The organism is Paenibacillus sp. AK002 (assembly GCF_053903045.1).
This window is the reverse complement of record NZ_CP096377.1, coordinates 886,312-903,649: the sequence shown is the minus strand read 5'-3', so window position 1 is coordinate 903,649 and position 17,338 is coordinate 886,312. Positions and strand designations below refer to the sequence as shown.

Here is a 17,338-nt window from a genome sequence, read left to right as displayed (position 1 = left end):
ATAGCCTTATTGATAGTGGACCTTCTTGGATAACAGCCGGAAATAGATGAACGTGAGCAATCCGATAATGGCCATGAGCACAACGCCTGTCGCGGCCGAATAACCGATATTGGTCGTTCGGAATCCGTATATGTAATACACAAGCGTTGTCGTTGCATTGTTCGGTCCTCCGCCTGTCATCACCTGAACAGTGTCGAATACCTTGAAGGAGCCGATCGTCATGATGATGAGAATAAAAAACAGCTGCGGCGAAATCATCGGCAGTGTGATTTTATAAAACACCTTGAACCTGCTCGCATTATCCAGCGCGGCCGCTTCATAAATGCTCGGCGATATGCTCTGCAAGGCTGCCACGATAATCAGGGTGTAATAGCCGATGGCCTGCCAGACCGACACGATAATGACCGATATCAACGCGGTCTTGGAGCTTTGAAGCCATGCCGACGGCGGGAGTCCAACCAGCTTGAGCAGATAGTTGAGCAGTCCTTGATTCGGCTCCATCAGCCACAGCCAGACCAGCGAGATCGATACGATGGATACGACGTGCGGCGTGAAAATCCCGGCCTGGACGATCGAATTGAAACGGCCTTTCTTGTTCAGCCATACGGCGATCAGCAGGGACAGCAGCATGGTCAAAATGACGACCCCGGCCGTATAGACGGAGGTGTTCCAGAGTGCTTTGTAGAAATCCCCGCGCCCGAGAATCTGCGTGAAATTGTCCAATCCGACAAATTTGCTCTTGTCTTTGTTCATCAGGTTGTATTTGAACAAGCTTAAGTAAATCAAATAACCTACCGGATACATCACGAACAGCAGGATACCCGCCATGGCTGGCGCGATCAGCACATAGGGCCTGATCCCTTCCCAGATCCTCCTCTTATCCATGGGCCAGCCCTCTCAGCCGCTCCATGAACTCCCTGTGGCGGTTGTCCTTCTCGTCCACCCGGTTCTCATCCGGACCGAAGAAAAACAATTGGTCGGCCGGCACGCCGAGACAGACTTGCTGATCGACATGGTATCTGTCATCCGGACATTTCACCATGAATGCATGACCATCGGTCGTCTTCACCTGATAAATCGTCTCGGAGCCCAGCATTTCTCGCGTGATGACCTCGCCCTTGGCCGTGTAGTGAAACGATTCCGGTTCCGTGCCGATCACAACGCTTTCCGGACGGAACCCGAACGTCGCGCGATCGTCCCCCAGCGGCGCAATGTTCATGGGAGGAACCCCGATGAACTGGGCCGCAAACAGATTGCTGGGCTTGCGGTACACCACCTCGGGCGGCGCCTCCTGCTGAATGACCCCATTGTTCATCAGCACGATGGTATCCGCCATCGACATGGCCTCGATTTGGTCATGGGTCACGTAAACAAAGGTCGTCCCGAGCTTCTTGTGCAGCTCGATCAGCTCGATCCGCATCTGAACCCTCAGCTTGGCGTCCAGATTGGACAACGGTTCATCCATCAGGAAGACGGACGGATCCTTAACCATGGCCCGGGCTAAAGCCACCCGCTGCCGTTGCCCGCCGGACAAGGTGGAGGGCTTGCGGTCTAAATAATCGTTCAGTCCCACGGTTGCCCCTATGGTTTCCACCAGTCGCTTACGCTCGGCTTTGGGAACCTTATTGTTCACGAGGCCGAATTCGATATTCTCGCGGACCGACATCGTCGGGTAAATGGCGTAGTTCTGAAACACCATGGCCACGCCGCGCTTCCCCGGTGCAATGCGCGTGACATCCTTGCCGTCGATCAGAACGGAACCGGAGGTTTGAGGGTCTATGCCCGCGATCATCCTTAGGAGCGTTGTTTTCCCGCAACCTGACGGGCCGACCAGCACGGTGAATTTTCCGTCCTCGATGGTAAGATCCAAGTCCTGTATGACGGTTTGACGATCAAACGACTTGCTCACTTTCACAAATTCAATGGATGCCAAGAGCGATCCCCCTCACCAATGTGTAATGATGCTGTCATGACAAGCGAAAAATGAACGATTCCATAACATGAAATCCCTTACATGCACCTGATAATAAGTACGCATCAAATGCACATGTAATGATCACTTTTGTTCATTTTTATTTAATTCGATTGTAGATCTGCAATATTAGGAGAGTGTTAGGCCTTCGTACGGATTGTGTAAATTCGCTTCGCAGCAAGGGATTTAACATGGCATTAACATAACGGGAGTACACTAGATAGAAATGGAGCCCATAAGCATAAAAAAGCAAAAGTGCGCATTGTATGTACAAACGCACGCTGCTGCTCATTGTCCAATTAGGAAGGGAGAAATTATCGATTGCTGGCACATGAACGAAAGAAAAGGATCATTGATTACGTAAGGCAGTACCGTACGGCAACGGTTGCCGCCCTGGCATCCGAATTCGGCGTCCACACGGCCACCATTCGCCGCGATCTGGCGGAGATTGAGCAGGAAGGCGCTTTGAAGCGCACGCATGGCGGGGTCATCATGGAGCAATGGACGCATAACGAGCCATCCTTTAATGAACGGACCAACTTTCATCGGGACGAAAAAATACGCATCGGCCAGCTCGCGGCTTCACTCGTGGAAGACGGAGAAAATATCATCATCGATTCGGGGACAACCACCCTTCATATTGCTACGCATCTTGTGCACCGCTCGGATATTACCGTCATAACCAACGATATGAACGTTGCCGTCGAGCTTCGCGATGCTCCGGGCATTAAAGTCATCCTGACCGGCGGGGAGCTGTACCCCTCGAGCTACATGCTAAACGGCATGTTTACCGACCATGTGCTGAAATCCCTGCATGTCGAGAAAGCGTTCATCGGCACCCCTGCCCTGCATCCCCAGCATGGCCTCATGCACCCGGAGGCGCTGCTCGTCCCGGCCAAGCAGAACATGATTCAGGCCGCCGGCGAGATTGTCGTAGTCACCGACCACAGCAAGATCGGCAAGCTGTCCCTGCATACGGTCGCTCCCAACAGCGCTATTCATACTCTCGTTACCGGCAGCGAGGCTTCCGACTCGGATGTCAAGCCTTTTCAGGAACGGGGCATCACCGTTTACAGGGTTTGAGACTAGCAAACTTTGCCTACCTTTGCATACCTTTGCATACCTTTGCATACCTTTGCATACCTTTGCATACCTTTGCGGACCTTTGTGGACCTTGGCATGCCTTTGCATACCTTCGTATCTTCGCGGACCTTTGCATGCCTTCGTATTTGCGGACATTTGCATATCTTCGTACCTTTGCATGCCTTCGTACCTTTGCGCACCTGGCATGCCTGAACATACTTCTTGCAGAAAGCACAAAAGGCACCCCGGGGGGTGCCTTTTTCAAGCTGCTGATCGCCAGCGGCTTGCTTATTTATATTCCACTGCTATGTTACCCATCCATACTCGCTTTTTTTCGCGATTCCCCGCTTAGACCAATAGAGCAAACAGCAGAGATTCACGGAACGTCTATAAACACAATCGACATGTCATTCAATATGTCCAAAATTCAATGGTCGACAGCCAATCCAAGCATGCCCCGGACTACGCACCGTGCGCACAGGGAGCAGTGCGCACGATGTACTTGTTCTTTGGTATAAGGAATAAGGACTTCCTAACGGACTCAGAATACCTTATTACATAGAAAATAACCCTTTTAGTAACTTTAGCGAACCCAGCGGACCTTATTTGCTGTTTTAATCGGTATTTGCTCCTGTATTTCTCATAATAGCGGATCTGGAGTCCGGTACATTCTGAAAAATCGGGTTATAATCTTGAATAACGGAACTAGGGTCCGCTAAAGCTGACGAAAGTCATGAAATCATCGAATGAAGAACATCGACGGTCAGTGAACCGTGAACCCACAATATTTCTATAGGTAATTCCAAGAGCCACCAGGGTCAATGCGTAGCCGACGGAAGCTATCCCCTCTACGCTTATTAGAAACTATCTCCTCTATGCTTATTAGAAGCTATCTACTCTACACTTATTAATGGAAGTAAAAGAAAGAATCCACCCCCCCTTCTCTCATTCCCTCCATACGCATATCGGATGGTTCTTTGTTTCGCGCGGTTCACGCACTCAACTGGCTAAAGCTAAAGAAAAATCCGGCAGTCATTAGACGCCGGATCCGGTCAAACGATCGATTTAAGGGATAACCTTCCAAACTTCGGCAGATCCAGGTGTTTCGCCTTGAGTCCACCATTTTGCTTCATAGTTCACGCCATTGTGGCTGACTTTGCTGCCGCCTAAATAAACGGCTGTTGCGCTCCATGCCGGATAGGTCGTGGAGCTTCCGGATGTTGAAACCGTAAGCGGAGCCGATGCCGATGATTTACTGCCTGAGCTGCTGACGGCCACCACAGTGTACGTATAGGACGTTCCTGCGGTTAACCCCGTGTTGGTATAAGAGGTTGAAGTCGATGTACCCACAAGGGATCCGTTACGGTAGATTTCATAACTGGAAGCCCCGGTGGAAGCTGCCCATGCCAAGGATACGCTGCTGCTTGTTTGGGATGGGGAAGTAAGTCCCGTCGGTGCCGGAACGCCTGGGTTCGGAGTTCCGCCGCCACCGCCGAAGTCTACATCGATGACGTTATAGAAAGCGTTAGCCGTGTCAGCTACTTCCCATACAGCCAGAATGACATGGTAACCGGACTTGGCAGGAACGTTACATGTGGATGCATAGTTTGTCGGAGGTTTTACGCCGCCGTAGTTAATGGAGCAGAAAGGCGTCAGATCGAACGAAGCTCTGCTCAGCGGAGCGTTTTGATCCCAGCCGTCTTTCGTAATGTAGTATTTCCAGCTTGCCGTCGCATGGTTGGCCGTCAAATGCCATTGGAACGTCGTGGTTCCCGGGGAAATGCTTACTTTGCTCCAGCGAGTTGCGGACTGCTCATCGAGTTTAGGGAACGCGCCGCCTGCACTCGCGATTTTGCCATCAGCGGGACCTGCGTTCGGCCAACCTTTAGGAGCTTCCAAGCTTTGCGGCTCATACACGATGGCGCCGCAATCGGTGTTTTGCCCCTGCTTACACAGAATGGCGCGGCTTCCTGGAGAATCGACATATCCGTGGGCAGAAGCTTTATCCGCAAATAAAACCATGAACAAGGTCATCAACAGCATCGTGGAACCAGCAATGATCAAATTCTTGAGCCAAGCTTTGTTCGGCAAACTTAAAGTCATACAATTAATCCTCCTTTAATATAAAAGATAATAAATAAAGCGTTTACACAACCTCCGGCTGCTCAGGCCACCTCCCCTTCTTTGACTAGTTGCCCTCTTAACTTACTGATAACTTGACTGAACTTGGAATCTTCCACAATCATTGTCCAAGCTTTACCAGTACTATCATTATTTTAAAGCATCTGGAAGTCGTATCCCATAACACTAATCAACGATTTGTTACACATTTCAATGAAATTGGATAAATATGTAACCTGGAATGTTATGAAAAACACACGGAACTTGCAGAAAAAAATCGCAAAAAAAAGCATGCCTCCCTGGGGGAATCATGCCTTCATCCATGCTGTTCGATCCGTTCAGACCGCGGAACAACTCCTATTCTACGCCGTCCTTAAAATGCTTCCGGTAATGTTTATCCCCTTTGTGCTCCAAATCCTCGATCGTAAGCTCCAAGGTATGGATAATCTGTTCCTTGACCTGATTCAACGTGTCAAAATACACGTTCTCCTCCGCTCCAACGATGCGTGTGCCACTAAGCGCCTGAACGGCCTGGTAAACCCGGTGCTGTTCGGCCAAATCGTCGACGGCCTTCAGCGTATGTTTCATCTGAAGGAACAGATCCTTATGATGCTGGGTGGTCAAACGTTTTTCAAGCTCCTCGATTCTGGCATTCATGGCGGCTCTCTCCTTCGCAATAAGATGCTTTCGATTATACTTTCTTGGAATCCCCTTTTCCAATAAATTCTTCTTATATATATCACGGTTTCTTTAAGGTGAAACAGGAAATTGACCACTGCTCAGCGAACTATGATAACGTTAACATTTTGCATAACTACATACACTGAGAATGACGAAATCGATCAAACATTTGGAGGTAACAATGGAAAACAACGGACTCGGAGGAAAGAGCATTATCCTCAGACTAGAAATGAATACTCAAGAGATCAAATTCGGTGAAGTTGCATCCGCCATATTTGAAGCCGGGGGAGACATGGTTGCCATCGACGTCATTCAAGCCAGCGGCCACATTACCGTGCGCGATATTACCATTACGGTCACCGACAGCGTCGATATCGAAAAAATTACAAATACAGTAAAACATTTAAAAGGCGTTCGGCTCGTCAATGTTTCCGACCGCACCTTCCTGCTGCATCTCGGTGGCAAGATCGAAACCCAGCCCAAAATCCCTATCCAAAACCGCGATGACCTGTCTCGCGTCTATACGCCTGATGTCGCCCGCGTATGCTCGGCCATTCAGGAGGATCCGAAAAAAGCCTACACGCTCACGATTAAAAGAAATACGGTGGCCGTTATTTCAGACGGAAGCGCCGTGCTCGGTTTGGGCAATATCGGCCCTTATGCGGCCATGCCGGTCATGGAAGGGAAGTCGATGCTCTTCAAACAGCTGGCCGGCGTAGACTCCTTCCCGATTTGCCTTGACACCCAGGACACCGAAGAGATTATAGCCTGCATCAAAGCGATGGCGCCGGCATTTGGCGGCATTAACCTGGAGGACATTTCCTCTCCGCGCTGCTTCGAGATTGAACAGAGACTGCGCGACGAGCTGGATATCCCCGTATTCCACGATGATCAGCACGGTACGGCGGTCGTTCTGTACGCGGCGCTGATCAACGCCCTGAAAATCGTCGGAAAATCCATCGATAACGTTCGGGTCGTTGTGTGCGGAATCGGGGCTGCCGGGGTGGCATGCAGTAAAATCCTCCTGTCGGCCGGCGTTAAGGACATCATCGGCGTCGACCGCGAAGGTGCGCTGGTTGCTGGAAGAGAATACAGTAATAGTATGTGGCAATGGTATGCTGAGCATACGAACCCGAACAAAGTCGAAGGTTCCCTGCGCCAAGTGATCCAAGGTGCCGACGTGTTCATCGGCCTTTCCGCAGGCGGCCTGCTTCGCCGCGAAGACGTACAAGCCATGGCTGATCAACCGATCGTATTCGCGATGGCCAACCCTACGCCGGAGATCAGACCCGAAGAGGTCGAAGATATTGTGGGCGTCATTGCGACCGGACGTTCGGATTATCCGAACCAAATCAATAACGTCCTCTGCTTCCCGGGTATTTTCCGCGCAGCCCTGGACTGCAGAGCAACTACGATTAATGAGGAAATGAAGCTGGCCGCAGCCGAAGCCATTGCATCCGCCGTATCGGACGAGGAACGCAACCCGTCGTATATCATTCCGAGCGTGTTCAACCAGAACGTCGTAAAGGCCATTCGTGAGCTTGTCGTGAAAGCAGCGGTCAAGACAGGGGTTGCCCGGAGAATTCCGCGTGAATAAGAATTCCCTCATCCGAAAGTTCAATAGACAAGCTCCTATATATGAAAGGAACACCAGGCAGCGCAAACTCGGAGAATGGAGACAGCGACTGCTTCAGGGGGTTGAGGGCAAAGTGCTCGAGGTAGCTGTCGGCGCCGGCGCCAACTTCCCCTTCTATCATCCTGATACGGTGGACGTAACGGCCGTCGATTTTAGTCCCGAGATGTTAACCCGGGCGCGCCAAATGGCATCCGAGCTTGGCATTCGGGCCACTTTCCTGGAACGGGACATCGAGACCCTGGAGCTGCCGGAACGTTCCTACGACTGCGTGGTTTCCACCCTGTCGCTATGCGGCTATGAAGACCCCGTAAAGGCATTGAACAACATCAACCGCTGGGCGAAACCCGGCGGCCGCATTTATTTGCTGGAGCACGGCATGAGCACGAACCGGCTGCTCGGCGCCGTGCAGCATCTCGTCAACCCCGCGGCACGGCGGATATCCGGGTGTCATTATAACCGGGACATGATCGATATCGTGAATGCCTCGGAACTGAACATCGTCAAGACGGAACGCTATTGGAACGGCATCATCCATCTGATCTGGGCCCAAGCAACCTGACCGTTCATACATACATTCATTTGGACCTGGCGGCATAATTTTAACATGAGCTCTTAATCATGGATATGGAGGAACTTGTTATGAACACAAGGCCTAATGCTAACGAATATTTGCCCCTCGGCGAAAAATACGTATCGCTTGTCCCTGAAGGCCATATTGCCGAGATCTTGCAGCGGCAGCATGACGAGACGTTAAGATCGCTGAGCGATCTGACGGAAGAACAAGCTAATTTCCGCTATGCGGAAGGAAAATGGAGTCTCAAGCAGGTGGTCGGCCATATCGCCGATGTAGAGCGTTTATGGAGCTACCGCATTCTCTACATTGCGCGCGGGGATGCCCGTGAATTTTCAGGGTACGACCGGGAGATTTTTGTTCAGAATTCCCCGTTCGGCCAGCTTCCTCTGCGGGAGGCTCTTAAAGATTACGCTGCCGTCAGGCAGTCCACCATTACGCTGGTCGGAAGCTTGACGGAGGAAGCGCTGCTGCGACAGGGCACGTTCAACAATTACCCGCTCTCCGCCCGGGCGGCCGCCTATGTCATTGCAGGGCATGAGCTTCATCATATGAATATTTTGCGGGATAAATATTTAACGTAATTGATGAAGCTGCTTAGCGGCATGGTCTAGTATTACGTATTCTTAAACAAAAAGGGGCCCCAAAAGATCTTAGATCTGACGGGAACCCTTTTTTCTGTTAGGAGACGCTCCGTGTACAAATCGTTCCTCCCATCGCTGTTGCCCCCAAATTTCTCGGAATGGTTCAAAGCATGGAAGAAATTCGGGGACAAATGAAAAGGTTGGCAGCGCAGCTGGCTTAGCTCCAATTCCATACCTCGATGCGGCCCAGACGGAATCCCCAGAATTCCGACTCCTCCTTCAGCTTCTCCAGTTCCCGCACAGGTCCCGTGACGGCTGCTCCGTAAACTCGAACTCCATTTTTCTTCAAGTAGGCCAGCCGTTGTTTGTCATCATCCACGCCGTTATATTTGATATTGTTGGTCATCCAGTCAACGTCGGCGATCAGCTGCAACACGTCGTCCGATATTCCTGCCTCCAACGAGAAAATAGTATGCCATGCAGAAAGGAAATGGTTGTCGTCAAACATAATCCTGGGCCTCAATGTAAGATGGGGAATCGTGTGACCAGCGCCGCTAGAGCTATAAGTACCCAGTTTAAACGCCTTCATTTCACCTGAAAAAACAGCCATATTGGTCGCTCGAACATCATAGTCCGACAGGTGCTCCAAAACCTGCTCCGGTGACTTCAACGTTCGAAGCGAGAAGAATAATTCCGCTACGTTGCCGTCCTCCAGTTTCTCTAACTGGTTCATTGCACCATTCGGATGAGAGGAGTCTGTAATCTTCCCACCATCCAGAAGCGCAGAATGCAGAACATAAGGGTCCCTTTCTTCGCGGTTCAGGTAAGGCCCCTGTTCTTCAACGGAATAGGTCAGTTCTCCCCATAACCTCTTCTTCGCGTGAAGCTCTCCGACAATCAACTGCCATTCCCCCACATCCTTATACACTTTCAGCGCTTTCTTCTGGGTGAGGAAGGGCGTCACTTCTACCGAAGACAAGCCGCGTTTATCTACCATCAGTCCACTCTCATGCAATTCAACCGTCGTCATGACAGACCTTATAAATTTATCGTTCAGGCCATTTTTTTCATAATAAATTTGGACGGCTATATAATACATGACATAAGTAAGGAATACGGCCAACGCAGCTAATAAAGCATTAAAGAGCAGCGTTGCCCTTGTCCGCCAGGTCATCCGATGAACATGCAGCATTCGTATCTTCTCCCCCTTCTCACTTAGACAACGGTTTGATTTCGCAAAGGTTACGGTAAAATAAAAAATCGCTACGGCAGCTAGAACACAGCTATCGTAGCGATTCCGTTCACGTTATTCGATTATGGCGCTTTTCGTGGTTGGGCTGTCATGTCCATCCCAGCACTCCACATCCTGAAGCCCCTTGATGCTGTCTTTAGCGAAGACCGGATCGAGGCCTGCCCGCTTCTGCTTCAAGTAGTCATTCAGCGCGGCGAAGGCCGTTCGGGATAGCAGCGCGATGGCGATGAGATTCACGATTACCATCAAACCCATGAAGAGGTCGGCCAAATCCCACACCAGCTTTACGCTGGTTACGGAGCCGAAGATGACCATGGCCAGCACGGAAACCCGATAGATCCATACCCAAACCCGATTCGACTTCAAAAACTCGATGTTGGTTTCCCCGTAGTAATAGTTACCGATCAAGGTACTGAACGCAAACAGGAAAATCATGACCGCCAGGAAGTCGGATGCCCACGCGCCCATCTCCATGGCCAGCGCAGCCTGCGTCAGGGCGATTCCATCAAGTCCGGTCTGCTGGTATGCGCCGGTAAACAGAATAATGAATGCCGTGCTTGTACATATGACCAGCGTATCGATCAGGACGCCCAGCGCCTGAACCAGACCCTGCTTCGCCGGATGGCTTGTCGTTGCGGTCGCCGCTGCGTTCGGTGCGCTCCCCATGCCGGCTTCGTTGGAGAACAGGCCTCTTTTGATCCCGTTCATGAGCGCGGCACCGATCGATCCGCCGACCACCTGCTCATACCCGAACGCGCTTTTGACGATTAGCGCAAAAACATCCGGCAGCTTGGTGATGTTCGCCAATACGATAAACAGCGCGGCACCGACATACAGCACAGCCAGAATCACGACGATCAGCTCCGACATTTTGGCAATTCGCTTCACTCCCCCAAAGATGATGGCCGCAAAAACAACCGCCATGATGATTCCGAGGGTTAAACGATCCGTGCCGAAGGAATTCTGGAAAGCTATCGTAATCGTGTTGGATTGAACCGCGTTAAACACAAGGCCGAAGGACAAAGTGATCAGGATCGCAAACAGCACGCCCATCCACCGCTTTTTTAATCCTTGCTGCATGTAATAGGCGGGACCTCCGCGGAATCCGCCCGCTCCATCCTTTACCTTATAAATCTGCGCCAACGTGCTCTCGATAAAGCTGGAGGCCGATCCGATGATCGCGATGATCCACATCCAAAATACGGCCCCCGGCCCCCCAAGCGAGATAGCCAGGGCAACGCCGGTGATGTTCCCCGTCCCGACGCGGGCCGCCATGCTGATGGCAAACGCCTGAAACGGAGAAATGCTGCCCTTCGTTTTGCTCTTGGGTTCGCGGATGACCCGGAACATCTCCCCGATCAGGCGAAACTGCAGGAACTTGGTGCCCACCGTAAAATACAGGCCAAACGCTATCAGCAATACGATAAGCAGTTTAGACCATAGAAAATCGTTAAAGATAGTAACTACCTGCTGTACAATCTGATCCATTCTCTACCCTCACTATATATATGTCATCACCCATGGTGTAGGTTTGTGAAAAATAGCCCATGTTACATCTAACCATTACTCCCCCTTGGAGACAAGAGGTTAATTGTGGAAGAGGGAGGCAGGGTGAACAGATCAAGGTCCTTCAAGGGAACCCCTATAAAAAAGACCCTCTCCTCGCGGGTGAGCGCAGGAAAGGGTCTTATCCGTAAGGCTTCTTGCTTCAGCTTGCCTACAATGATGCAGGATTCGTGCCCGTGTAAATCAGAATCGCATCGCGGAGGAACTTGGCGGTTCCAGGCTGCTTCTCGTCATAATGGGCGGTAAACCGCTCATCGTCAACATACATCTGGGCAAGGCCGGCATGGGCTTCTTTGCTGTAATCATTCCAATAATAGGTGAGCCAACGCTTGTGAAGATCGGCCGCCTTCTGGGCGAGCTCGCCGGCAGGATCGCCCTGCTTAAACGCTTCGGCCAGCGTTTCGTACAGCTCCTCCGCCAGACGCGTTACTTCATCATGCTGCGCTTGCGTCATATTTTTCAGCTTGGCATTGGATTTATTTACAGTTTCGTCGCCATACTTCTCGCGAATTTCCTTGCCGTATTTCTTCTCATTATCATCAATCAGCTTCTGCTTGAATCCTTCGAATTTCTCTTGGTCACTCATCGTTTTTCTCCCTTCGGCGGAGGCTATCGTGTTCTCCACATTGGTAATCAGCAAATCCAGCTGCCTTCTCTTGTCTAGGAGCTGCGCATGGTGATCCTGGAGCGCCTTGGTCCGATTGAAGGATGGTGAGGTCATAATCTCTTTGATACCGTCCAATTGCAGCCCAAGCTCCCGGTAAAACAAGATCTGCTGCAATTGGTCAACCTCCTCCTGCCCGTAAATCCGATATCCCGACGAGTTGATTCTGGCCGGCTTCAGAATCCCGATCTCATCGTAATAACGGAGGGTTCGCGTGCTTATTCCCGCCAACTTCCCAAGCTTCTGCACCGTGTATTCCATGGTTTCACCTCCTGACAAACTCAATGTACACCTTTACGTAACGTTAAGGTCAACACTTCGTGAGAAAAAAATGATGAATTTCTTATATATAAAAAAAGAAACTGAATGTATTCTTAATAGAATACCATCCAGTCTCTTCAGCAATCCAATCTCGATTCAATCGTTATTCCGTATCCTCATCCGTTTCTCCCGCAGCCGCAGCCGACTTATCAGCGTCGGTATGCTTCTCGTTCACCCATTGCTTCAAGGGCTCGGTCATTTGATCTTTCAGCTTCTGAATCAGTTGATCCTCCGTCATTCCCTTCGCCGCTGCGATCTCGGCCAACGATTGTCCTTCTTCCATTCCAGCCTTCAGCTCGTCCTCCGACACTCCGAGCAATGCCGCGATTTCTTCCGGATTACCGAATTTGCCGAACCCTCGTCCTCCTTTGCCATGACCTTTTCCAAAACCGGCGTCGCTGCTCTCTACGATTTGGGTAAGACGGTCGCTCAGACCCTCTTTCCACTCGGCTGCTTCGGTTTCCGTAATGCCGCCCTCACTCAGACGCTCATCGATGTTGGCGGTTTCCAGCTCAATCAGCTTCTGAACGAACGCGGATTTGGCCATTCCTTTGCCTTCGGCAATTTCGGCAAACGTGCTGCCCGCTTCAAGCGCCTTTCGGATTTCGGCCTCCGTCAGCCCAAGGATTTCGGCCGTTTCCTTCACGATGCTGCCGCCCCGAGGTCCGCCCGCCTTATGACCCATCCACTTCCCTTCCCGGTTCTTCACTGCATCCGAAGCCGTTGTGTCCGTTCCCGTCTGACCGTCCTGAGCTGCCGAGGCTGCCGTATCCGTGCTCGCTGCGGCAAAGGTTTTGTTCTGAAGATACCCGGCTCCCCCCAGCACGATCGCTGCCGCCATGCTGCTTACTAATACTTTTTTGCTTATCGGATTCATCGTCATCTCTCCTTCTAGGATCATGGTTTGTCTTGCTATTTGAAGTATAGAGACGGAATCTGAAAGCAATCTTAGGGGAAGGTTATGCCAGGCTTAGGCTAAGCTGAAGGTTTGCTGAATGTGGCGCTATGCCAATCGGCTTACGTACATCATGAAGCTGCGGAGTACACCCTAGTCGGAAATGGGTGCGGAAGCTAAACAAGCGAAAGAAGACGGGACACGCCAAAAAACCGCGCACAGCTGGATGGCGAGCGCGGTATCCGCAGGTACTAGCGAAAAGACAACGTGCGGGCGGAGGCCAGCTTGCGTACCGTTAGCCACAGGGACAAGAGGAGCAGCAGCTCGAATACGTTCGTGGCAGCCGAGCTTTCGATCGGGATCGGTATGGCGCTCCCGGCAGCCATCAGCACCGTGCCGATGAACAGCAGCGGCGTCTTTTTTCTCCGCCATACGATAATGCCTGCCGTCAGCAGCGGGATCAGGATCAGAATCACCATCAGCGGCGGCCCCCCGGATTCGGACGAAACATAACGCAGCGCTCCATACTCCATGGATGACTGGAGCTTGAGCGGCAGCGTCTCCGTCACCACCTCGAGCACGATCAACGCTGCGGTGAAAAGCCAGGCCCCCCATGCGGCGGCCGGTCTGCTGGCCCAAGGGCTTCCGGCCTTGCGTATCAGGTCGAACGACACGAGTACAAGCAGCGGCGTGGCCAACGCATGCACCCAGAAACGCGCAACGTTAAGCCCCTCCAGCAGATCACCTTCCCCCATGTATTTCCCGATGCCGATCACCCCGTTATCCCAGACCAATCCGGCCGTTACGATCAGCAGCAAGTACCGAAGCCCCGGTGACGCATCCCGCCTCAACAGCACGCACCCATACAGAAACAGCACGGCATATATAGCGGCCAAGCCCAAATACAGCACAGAATCCATGGTTACATATCTCCTTTCGTCCTAATCCCTCATGAGCGGATTTCGATCGACTCGTATAGTACGTACTGATAGGTTTTATACCCGTTAGCCCGCCATCCTAACCTAAGTGTATGTATATGAAGCAGAGGCTGCAGAAGATGCCGCGATTATGTAATGGAGCCGCAAAAGGGAATGTCCGGCGCGCGAAGCGCAAAAAAACCGTAGGAGCAAGTTCTCCCACGGTTTCTATCCTTATTTCCTGCGTTGTTCAATAAGTGGCCTATTCTCTCGTCCGATCAGTTCAAGGCTCCTGATTTTCCTTCACCTCCGCTTCCGAAAGGGCCCGTTTGGCCAAATTCGTCAGCACGACATCATCCATCGGCGGATTATGAAGACCTGCCCGGACATCCCGGTACATACGCTCCAACGGGAGCTTCCGGGAGAGACTCAATCCCCCTACGATCCGCATGGCCTGATCGACAATCCGGACCGCCGCATTGGTCACGACATACTTGGCAAGCCCAAGCTCGGGTTTGAGCGCGGCGCGGTTCTCCGCTTCCTTGTCCCAGCGGTCGGCGGTTTGGTACAGATAGCTGCGGGCCGTCAGCAGGTCCGCTTCGATTTGGGCGATCTGCCTTTGGACGTTCGGCAATTCGGCAATGGGCACCGTCAAGGAGTTCGGTTGATGATGACGGGCAAAATCGATGGCAAAATTCCGCGCGGCATAAGCAATCCCCATATAACATGCCGGGATATGAAGCAGAATGCCTTCCGTAGGCACTTGAAACTCAGGCTTCTCATAATCGGGTCCCCGAATGACTTCCGTGTCCGGCACGAATACGTCCTCCAGAATCACGTCATGGCTTCCCGTTGCCCGCATGCCCATCGTATTCCAGGTCTCTTCAACCTTGACCCCTGGCCCGCTGCGAACGAGGAACGCGCCGACCTTCTCGCTATGCTCGATTCCGGCCGTAACCACGAATTGCTTCAAGATCGGGCTTAACGTGCTGAAGGTTTTGCGTCCGGTGATGTGCCAGCCGCCCGACACCCGCCGTGCCGTCGTCTCCGGCCTTCCGCCCCGGCTGGGGCTCCCCGTCGCAGGCTCGCTCGCCAGTTCATTAATGACCGTGCCTTCTGCTACAACGTCTCTGCACAATCTCTCAAATAACGGCTCCGGCCAAGCCCCGGAAAGGCGCAGCTGCAGTATCTGCCCGATATGCCAGCCTACGGCCAGCGCCGTAGACCCGTCTCCTCGGGCGAGCCGTTCCTGGGCAAGCACCATTTCGTATACGGAGGCTTCTTCTCCTCCAAAGGCTGCCGGAACGGTCAGCTTTAGATAACCGGACTCCTTCAAATCATCAAAATTCTCGAACGGAAACGATCCCTCCAGATCGTGCTGAGGTGCTCTTTCCGCGAATATCGCTCCAAGCTTGTCGGCCCGGGTTGCGATCATCGCTTCGCGTTCATTACGTATGAATGGATCTGTGGAACCGAATCGATTCAAGTTCGTCCCCTCCTTGATAACCCTTGTATTCCGATGGATATATACTTGAAATTGTAGCAACCCTGTTTTGGGGTGTCAATGAAAGGGCTCAGATACCGTTAGATTCCTTGTTCTGACAGAAATGAAGCGATCGCCTCGTTCACATCGTCGGGGTTATCCAAATTCGTTGCGTGATGAGCGTTCCGGATCATTTTCAATTGAGCGGTCGCGATGTGTTCCTGCATATATGCCTGCTGCCTTCCGATCATCGTGTCGCTTTCGCCTTGAAGCAGCAATACCGGGCACTGGATTTTGTGCAGATCATGCGTGCTGTCCATTCGGGTAACCGCATCCCATATCCGAATCCAATCGGAATGAGCAATGGAGCCAAAAGCCTGCTCAATATAGGCTTGATTGCTCTTATTAAATTTGGATAGCATCCTGCCTTGTATTTTTCCGGATAAGGACATCGGCATCAGATAACTTGTTAAGCGGTTTACCGGCACGAACATGCGCTCGAACCAATTAAACGCATTCGTGAACGGCGTGCCGATCAGTACCAGGGCCGCAACCTTCTCCGGATAGCGAACGGCAGTCTGCAGCGAAATATGACCGCCCAGGGACAGCCCGCAAAGCGTCGCTTGTTCAATGCCGAGTTCGCCTAGCAAATCCGCCAAATCCCTGCTGAAATCCTCCGAATCCACCTTGCCGTGCGGCAAGGAAGAGGAGCCATGCCCCCGGATATCCCACACCACGGTTTGATACCGACGGGAGAAGGCATCGACTTGAGGCCGCCACTGTTTATGGTTCCAGGAAGCTCCGTGCGTAAACACCAACGGCTTCCCTTCTCCCTTCACTTCATAATACAAATCGACTTCCCTTCCTTTGTAAACCGGCATAGCCCTCCACCTCTCCATAATAAAATGGGCATTATTCGGTACCGCCTTGAACGAGCGAGGCGAATATGACCTGAAAGCACTCGTCAAACAGTTCGTCCAAGCTTCGGTCAGACTCTTTGATCCAGATCAGCATGGCGCCGCTGATCGCGGCTTGCAGCACCCGGCTGACCCGTGCCACGTCACATGGTACGATCTCGTTGTTCGTGATCGCCTGATCCAGCATCTTTCGGGTAAACTCATCGATGAGCTGCAGCCGGTACCGGGTCTTCTCCAACAAATCCGGATCATTCGTCCCTTCTAGATAGAAGGAGGTGTGGTTGGCCAATTCCACAGGATCCTTCATATGCGAGACGGCGTCCCTGAACACCGTCTTAAGCGCCTCGATTTGGGATTGGCCGGACAAACTCGCATCATGGAAAGCTTGCTTGGTTAATTGAATGACATAATCGCTGTAGGCCAGGAGCAGATTCTTCTTCGAGCCGAATCGCTTCATTAAGGCTGCCGGCGAGATGTTCATTTCATGCGTGATGTCGGTTAAGGCTAACTGGCCGTACCCTTTTTTGCATAGTGCCCGGTAGACACCGTGGAAGATCACCTCGTCTTGAAATTCGCGAGGTCTTACCATGCGCGTTCCTCCCATCGTTAGTGAATGATCATTTACTAACCATTATTTCATAAACGTTATTCCATGTAAATGTAATATTGGTCATG

Annotated in this window: 16 protein-coding genes; 4 read left to right on the top strand and 12 right to left on the bottom strand. The window is 51.8% G+C overall.

From position 1 onward, the window contains the following. Positions 1-6: 6 nt before the first annotated feature. Positions 7-885, bottom strand: a complete 879-nt coding sequence (locus tag M1D70_RS03890) for a carbohydrate ABC transporter permease (RefSeq protein WP_456289180.1) — start codon at positions 883-885, stop codon at positions 7-9. Beyond that, complete coding sequence (locus M1D70_RS03885) at positions 878-1,933, bottom strand: ABC transporter ATP-binding protein (protein WP_009590770.1); 1,056 nt, start codon at positions 1,931-1,933, stop codon at positions 878-880. Before M1D70_RS03885 ends, M1D70_RS03890 begins: the two co-directional genes overlap by 8 nt. 360 nt (positions 1,934-2,293) lie before the next feature. Between M1D70_RS03885 and M1D70_RS03880 the strand changes: the two genes are divergently transcribed. After that, positions 2,294-3,055: a DeoR/GlpR family DNA-binding transcription regulator gene (locus tag M1D70_RS03880; protein ID WP_090912648.1), complete on the top strand. Its 762-nt coding sequence runs from the start codon at positions 2,294-2,296 to the stop codon at positions 3,053-3,055. 1,065 nt (positions 3,056-4,120) lie between these two features. Here the strand turns inward: M1D70_RS03880 and M1D70_RS03875 are convergent. Next, entirely contained in the window at positions 4,121-5,158 is a 1,038-nt protein-coding gene (locus M1D70_RS03875; RefSeq protein ID WP_009590744.1) for a lytic polysaccharide monooxygenase, read from the bottom strand. A 375-nt stretch (positions 5,159-5,533) separates the two neighbouring features. Continuing rightward, complete coding sequence (locus M1D70_RS03870) at positions 5,534-5,833, bottom strand: hypothetical protein (RefSeq protein ID WP_433938356.1); 300 nt, start codon at positions 5,831-5,833, stop codon at positions 5,534-5,536. A 205-nt stretch (positions 5,834-6,038) separates the two neighbouring features. Between M1D70_RS03870 and M1D70_RS03865 the strand changes: the two genes are divergently transcribed. From M1D70_RS03865 to M1D70_RS03855, 3 genes are all read left to right on the top strand, one after another. Next, positions 6,039-7,454, top strand: a complete 1,416-nt coding sequence (locus M1D70_RS03865; RefSeq protein ID WP_009590761.1) for an NAD-dependent malic enzyme — start codon at positions 6,039-6,041, stop codon at positions 7,452-7,454. Further along, a complete protein-coding gene (locus M1D70_RS03860; protein ID WP_009590765.1) occupies positions 7,447-8,052 on the top strand; it encodes a class I SAM-dependent methyltransferase in 606 nt (201 codons plus the stop codon). The genes M1D70_RS03865 and M1D70_RS03860 overlap by 8 nt, the downstream gene beginning before the upstream one ends. Before the next feature lie 80 nt (positions 8,053-8,132). Beyond that, complete coding sequence (locus M1D70_RS03855; protein ID WP_036671581.1) at positions 8,133-8,648, top strand: DinB family protein; 516 nt, start codon at positions 8,133-8,135, stop codon at positions 8,646-8,648. Positions 8,649-8,865: 217 nt separating this feature from the next. On the opposite strand, the gene M1D70_RS03850 is transcribed toward M1D70_RS03855, so the two are convergent. The 8 genes from M1D70_RS03850 to M1D70_RS03815 all read right to left on the bottom strand — a co-directional run bounded on the left by M1D70_RS03850 (position 8,866) and on the right by M1D70_RS03815 (position 17,252). Continuing rightward, complete coding sequence (locus tag M1D70_RS03850; RefSeq protein ID WP_456289179.1) at positions 8,866-9,840, bottom strand: anti sigma factor C-terminal domain-containing protein; 975 nt, start codon at positions 9,838-9,840, stop codon at positions 8,866-8,868. A gap of 114 nt (positions 9,841-9,954) precedes the next feature. Further along, positions 9,955-11,388, bottom strand: coding sequence for an alanine/glycine:cation symporter family protein (locus tag M1D70_RS03845; protein ID WP_456289178.1), 1,434 nt, complete (start codon positions 11,386-11,388; stop codon positions 9,955-9,957). A 229-nt stretch (positions 11,389-11,617) separates the two neighbouring features. Further along, positions 11,618-12,391 (bottom strand): MerR family transcriptional regulator, encoded by a 774-nt coding sequence (locus M1D70_RS03840; protein WP_456289177.1) that lies wholly within the window; start codon positions 12,389-12,391, stop codon positions 11,618-11,620. A 163-nt stretch (positions 12,392-12,554) separates the two neighbouring features. Further along, complete coding sequence (locus tag M1D70_RS03835) at positions 12,555-13,328, bottom strand: hypothetical protein (protein WP_456289176.1); 774 nt, start codon at positions 13,326-13,328, stop codon at positions 12,555-12,557. 269 nt (positions 13,329-13,597) lie between these two features. Continuing rightward, entirely contained in the window at positions 13,598-14,266 is a 669-nt protein-coding gene (locus M1D70_RS03830) for a hypothetical protein (protein ID WP_009590771.1), read from the bottom strand. A gap of 280 nt (positions 14,267-14,546) precedes the next feature. Next, on the bottom strand, positions 14,547-15,749 hold the full coding sequence (locus tag M1D70_RS03825) for an acyl-CoA dehydrogenase family protein (protein ID WP_456289175.1): 1,203 nt from the start codon (positions 15,747-15,749) through the stop codon (positions 14,547-14,549). 98 nt (positions 15,750-15,847) lie between these two features. Continuing rightward, positions 15,848-16,627, bottom strand: a complete 780-nt coding sequence (locus tag M1D70_RS03820; protein ID WP_456289174.1) for an alpha/beta fold hydrolase — start codon at positions 16,625-16,627, stop codon at positions 15,848-15,850. Between the two features lie 31 nt (positions 16,628-16,658). Continuing rightward, positions 16,659-17,252, bottom strand: a complete 594-nt coding sequence (locus M1D70_RS03815; RefSeq protein ID WP_012818942.1) for a TetR/AcrR family transcriptional regulator — start codon at positions 17,250-17,252, stop codon at positions 16,659-16,661. Positions 17,253-17,338 lie beyond the last annotated feature (86 nt).

What these genes read in the sequence shown, in the direction of transcription:
- M1D70_RS03855 (WP_036671581.1), top strand. Translation starts at nt 8,133, where the DNA reads ATGAACACAAGGCCTAATGCTAACGAATATTTGCCCCTCGGCGAAAAA.
- M1D70_RS03815 (WP_012818942.1), bottom strand. Translation starts at nt 17,252, where the DNA reads ATGGTAAGACCTCGCGAATTTCAAGACGAGGTGATCTTCCACGGTGTC.
- M1D70_RS03835 (WP_456289176.1), bottom strand. Translation starts at nt 13,328, where the DNA reads ATGAATCCGATAAGCAAAAAAGTATTAGTAAGCAGCATGGCGGCAGCG.
- M1D70_RS03865 (WP_009590761.1), top strand. Translation starts at nt 6,039, where the DNA reads ATGGAAAACAACGGACTCGGAGGAAAGAGCATTATCCTCAGACTAGAA.
- M1D70_RS03890 (WP_456289180.1), bottom strand. Translation starts at nt 885, where the DNA reads ATGGATAAGAGGAGGATCTGGGAAGGGATCAGGCCCTATGTGCTGATC.
- M1D70_RS03820 (WP_456289174.1), bottom strand. Translation starts at nt 16,627, where the DNA reads ATGCCGGTTTACAAAGGAAGGGAAGTCGATTTGTATTATGAAGTGAAG.
- M1D70_RS03840 (WP_456289177.1), bottom strand. Translation starts at nt 12,391, where the DNA reads ATGGAATACACGGTGCAGAAGCTTGGGAAGTTGGCGGGAATAAGCACG.
- M1D70_RS03870 (WP_433938356.1), bottom strand. Translation starts at nt 5,833, where the DNA reads ATGAATGCCAGAATCGAGGAGCTTGAAAAACGTTTGACCACCCAGCAT.
- M1D70_RS03850 (WP_456289179.1), bottom strand. Translation starts at nt 9,840, where the DNA reads ATGCTGCATGTTCATCGGATGACCTGGCGGACAAGGGCAACGCTGCTC.
- M1D70_RS03875 (WP_009590744.1), bottom strand. Translation starts at nt 5,158, where the DNA reads ATGACTTTAAGTTTGCCGAACAAAGCTTGGCTCAAGAATTTGATCATT.
- M1D70_RS03845 (WP_456289178.1), bottom strand. Translation starts at nt 11,388, where the DNA reads ATGGATCAGATTGTACAGCAGGTAGTTACTATCTTTAACGATTTTCTA.
- M1D70_RS03830 (WP_009590771.1), bottom strand. Translation starts at nt 14,266, where the DNA reads ATGGATTCTGTGCTGTATTTGGGCTTGGCCGCTATATATGCCGTGCTG.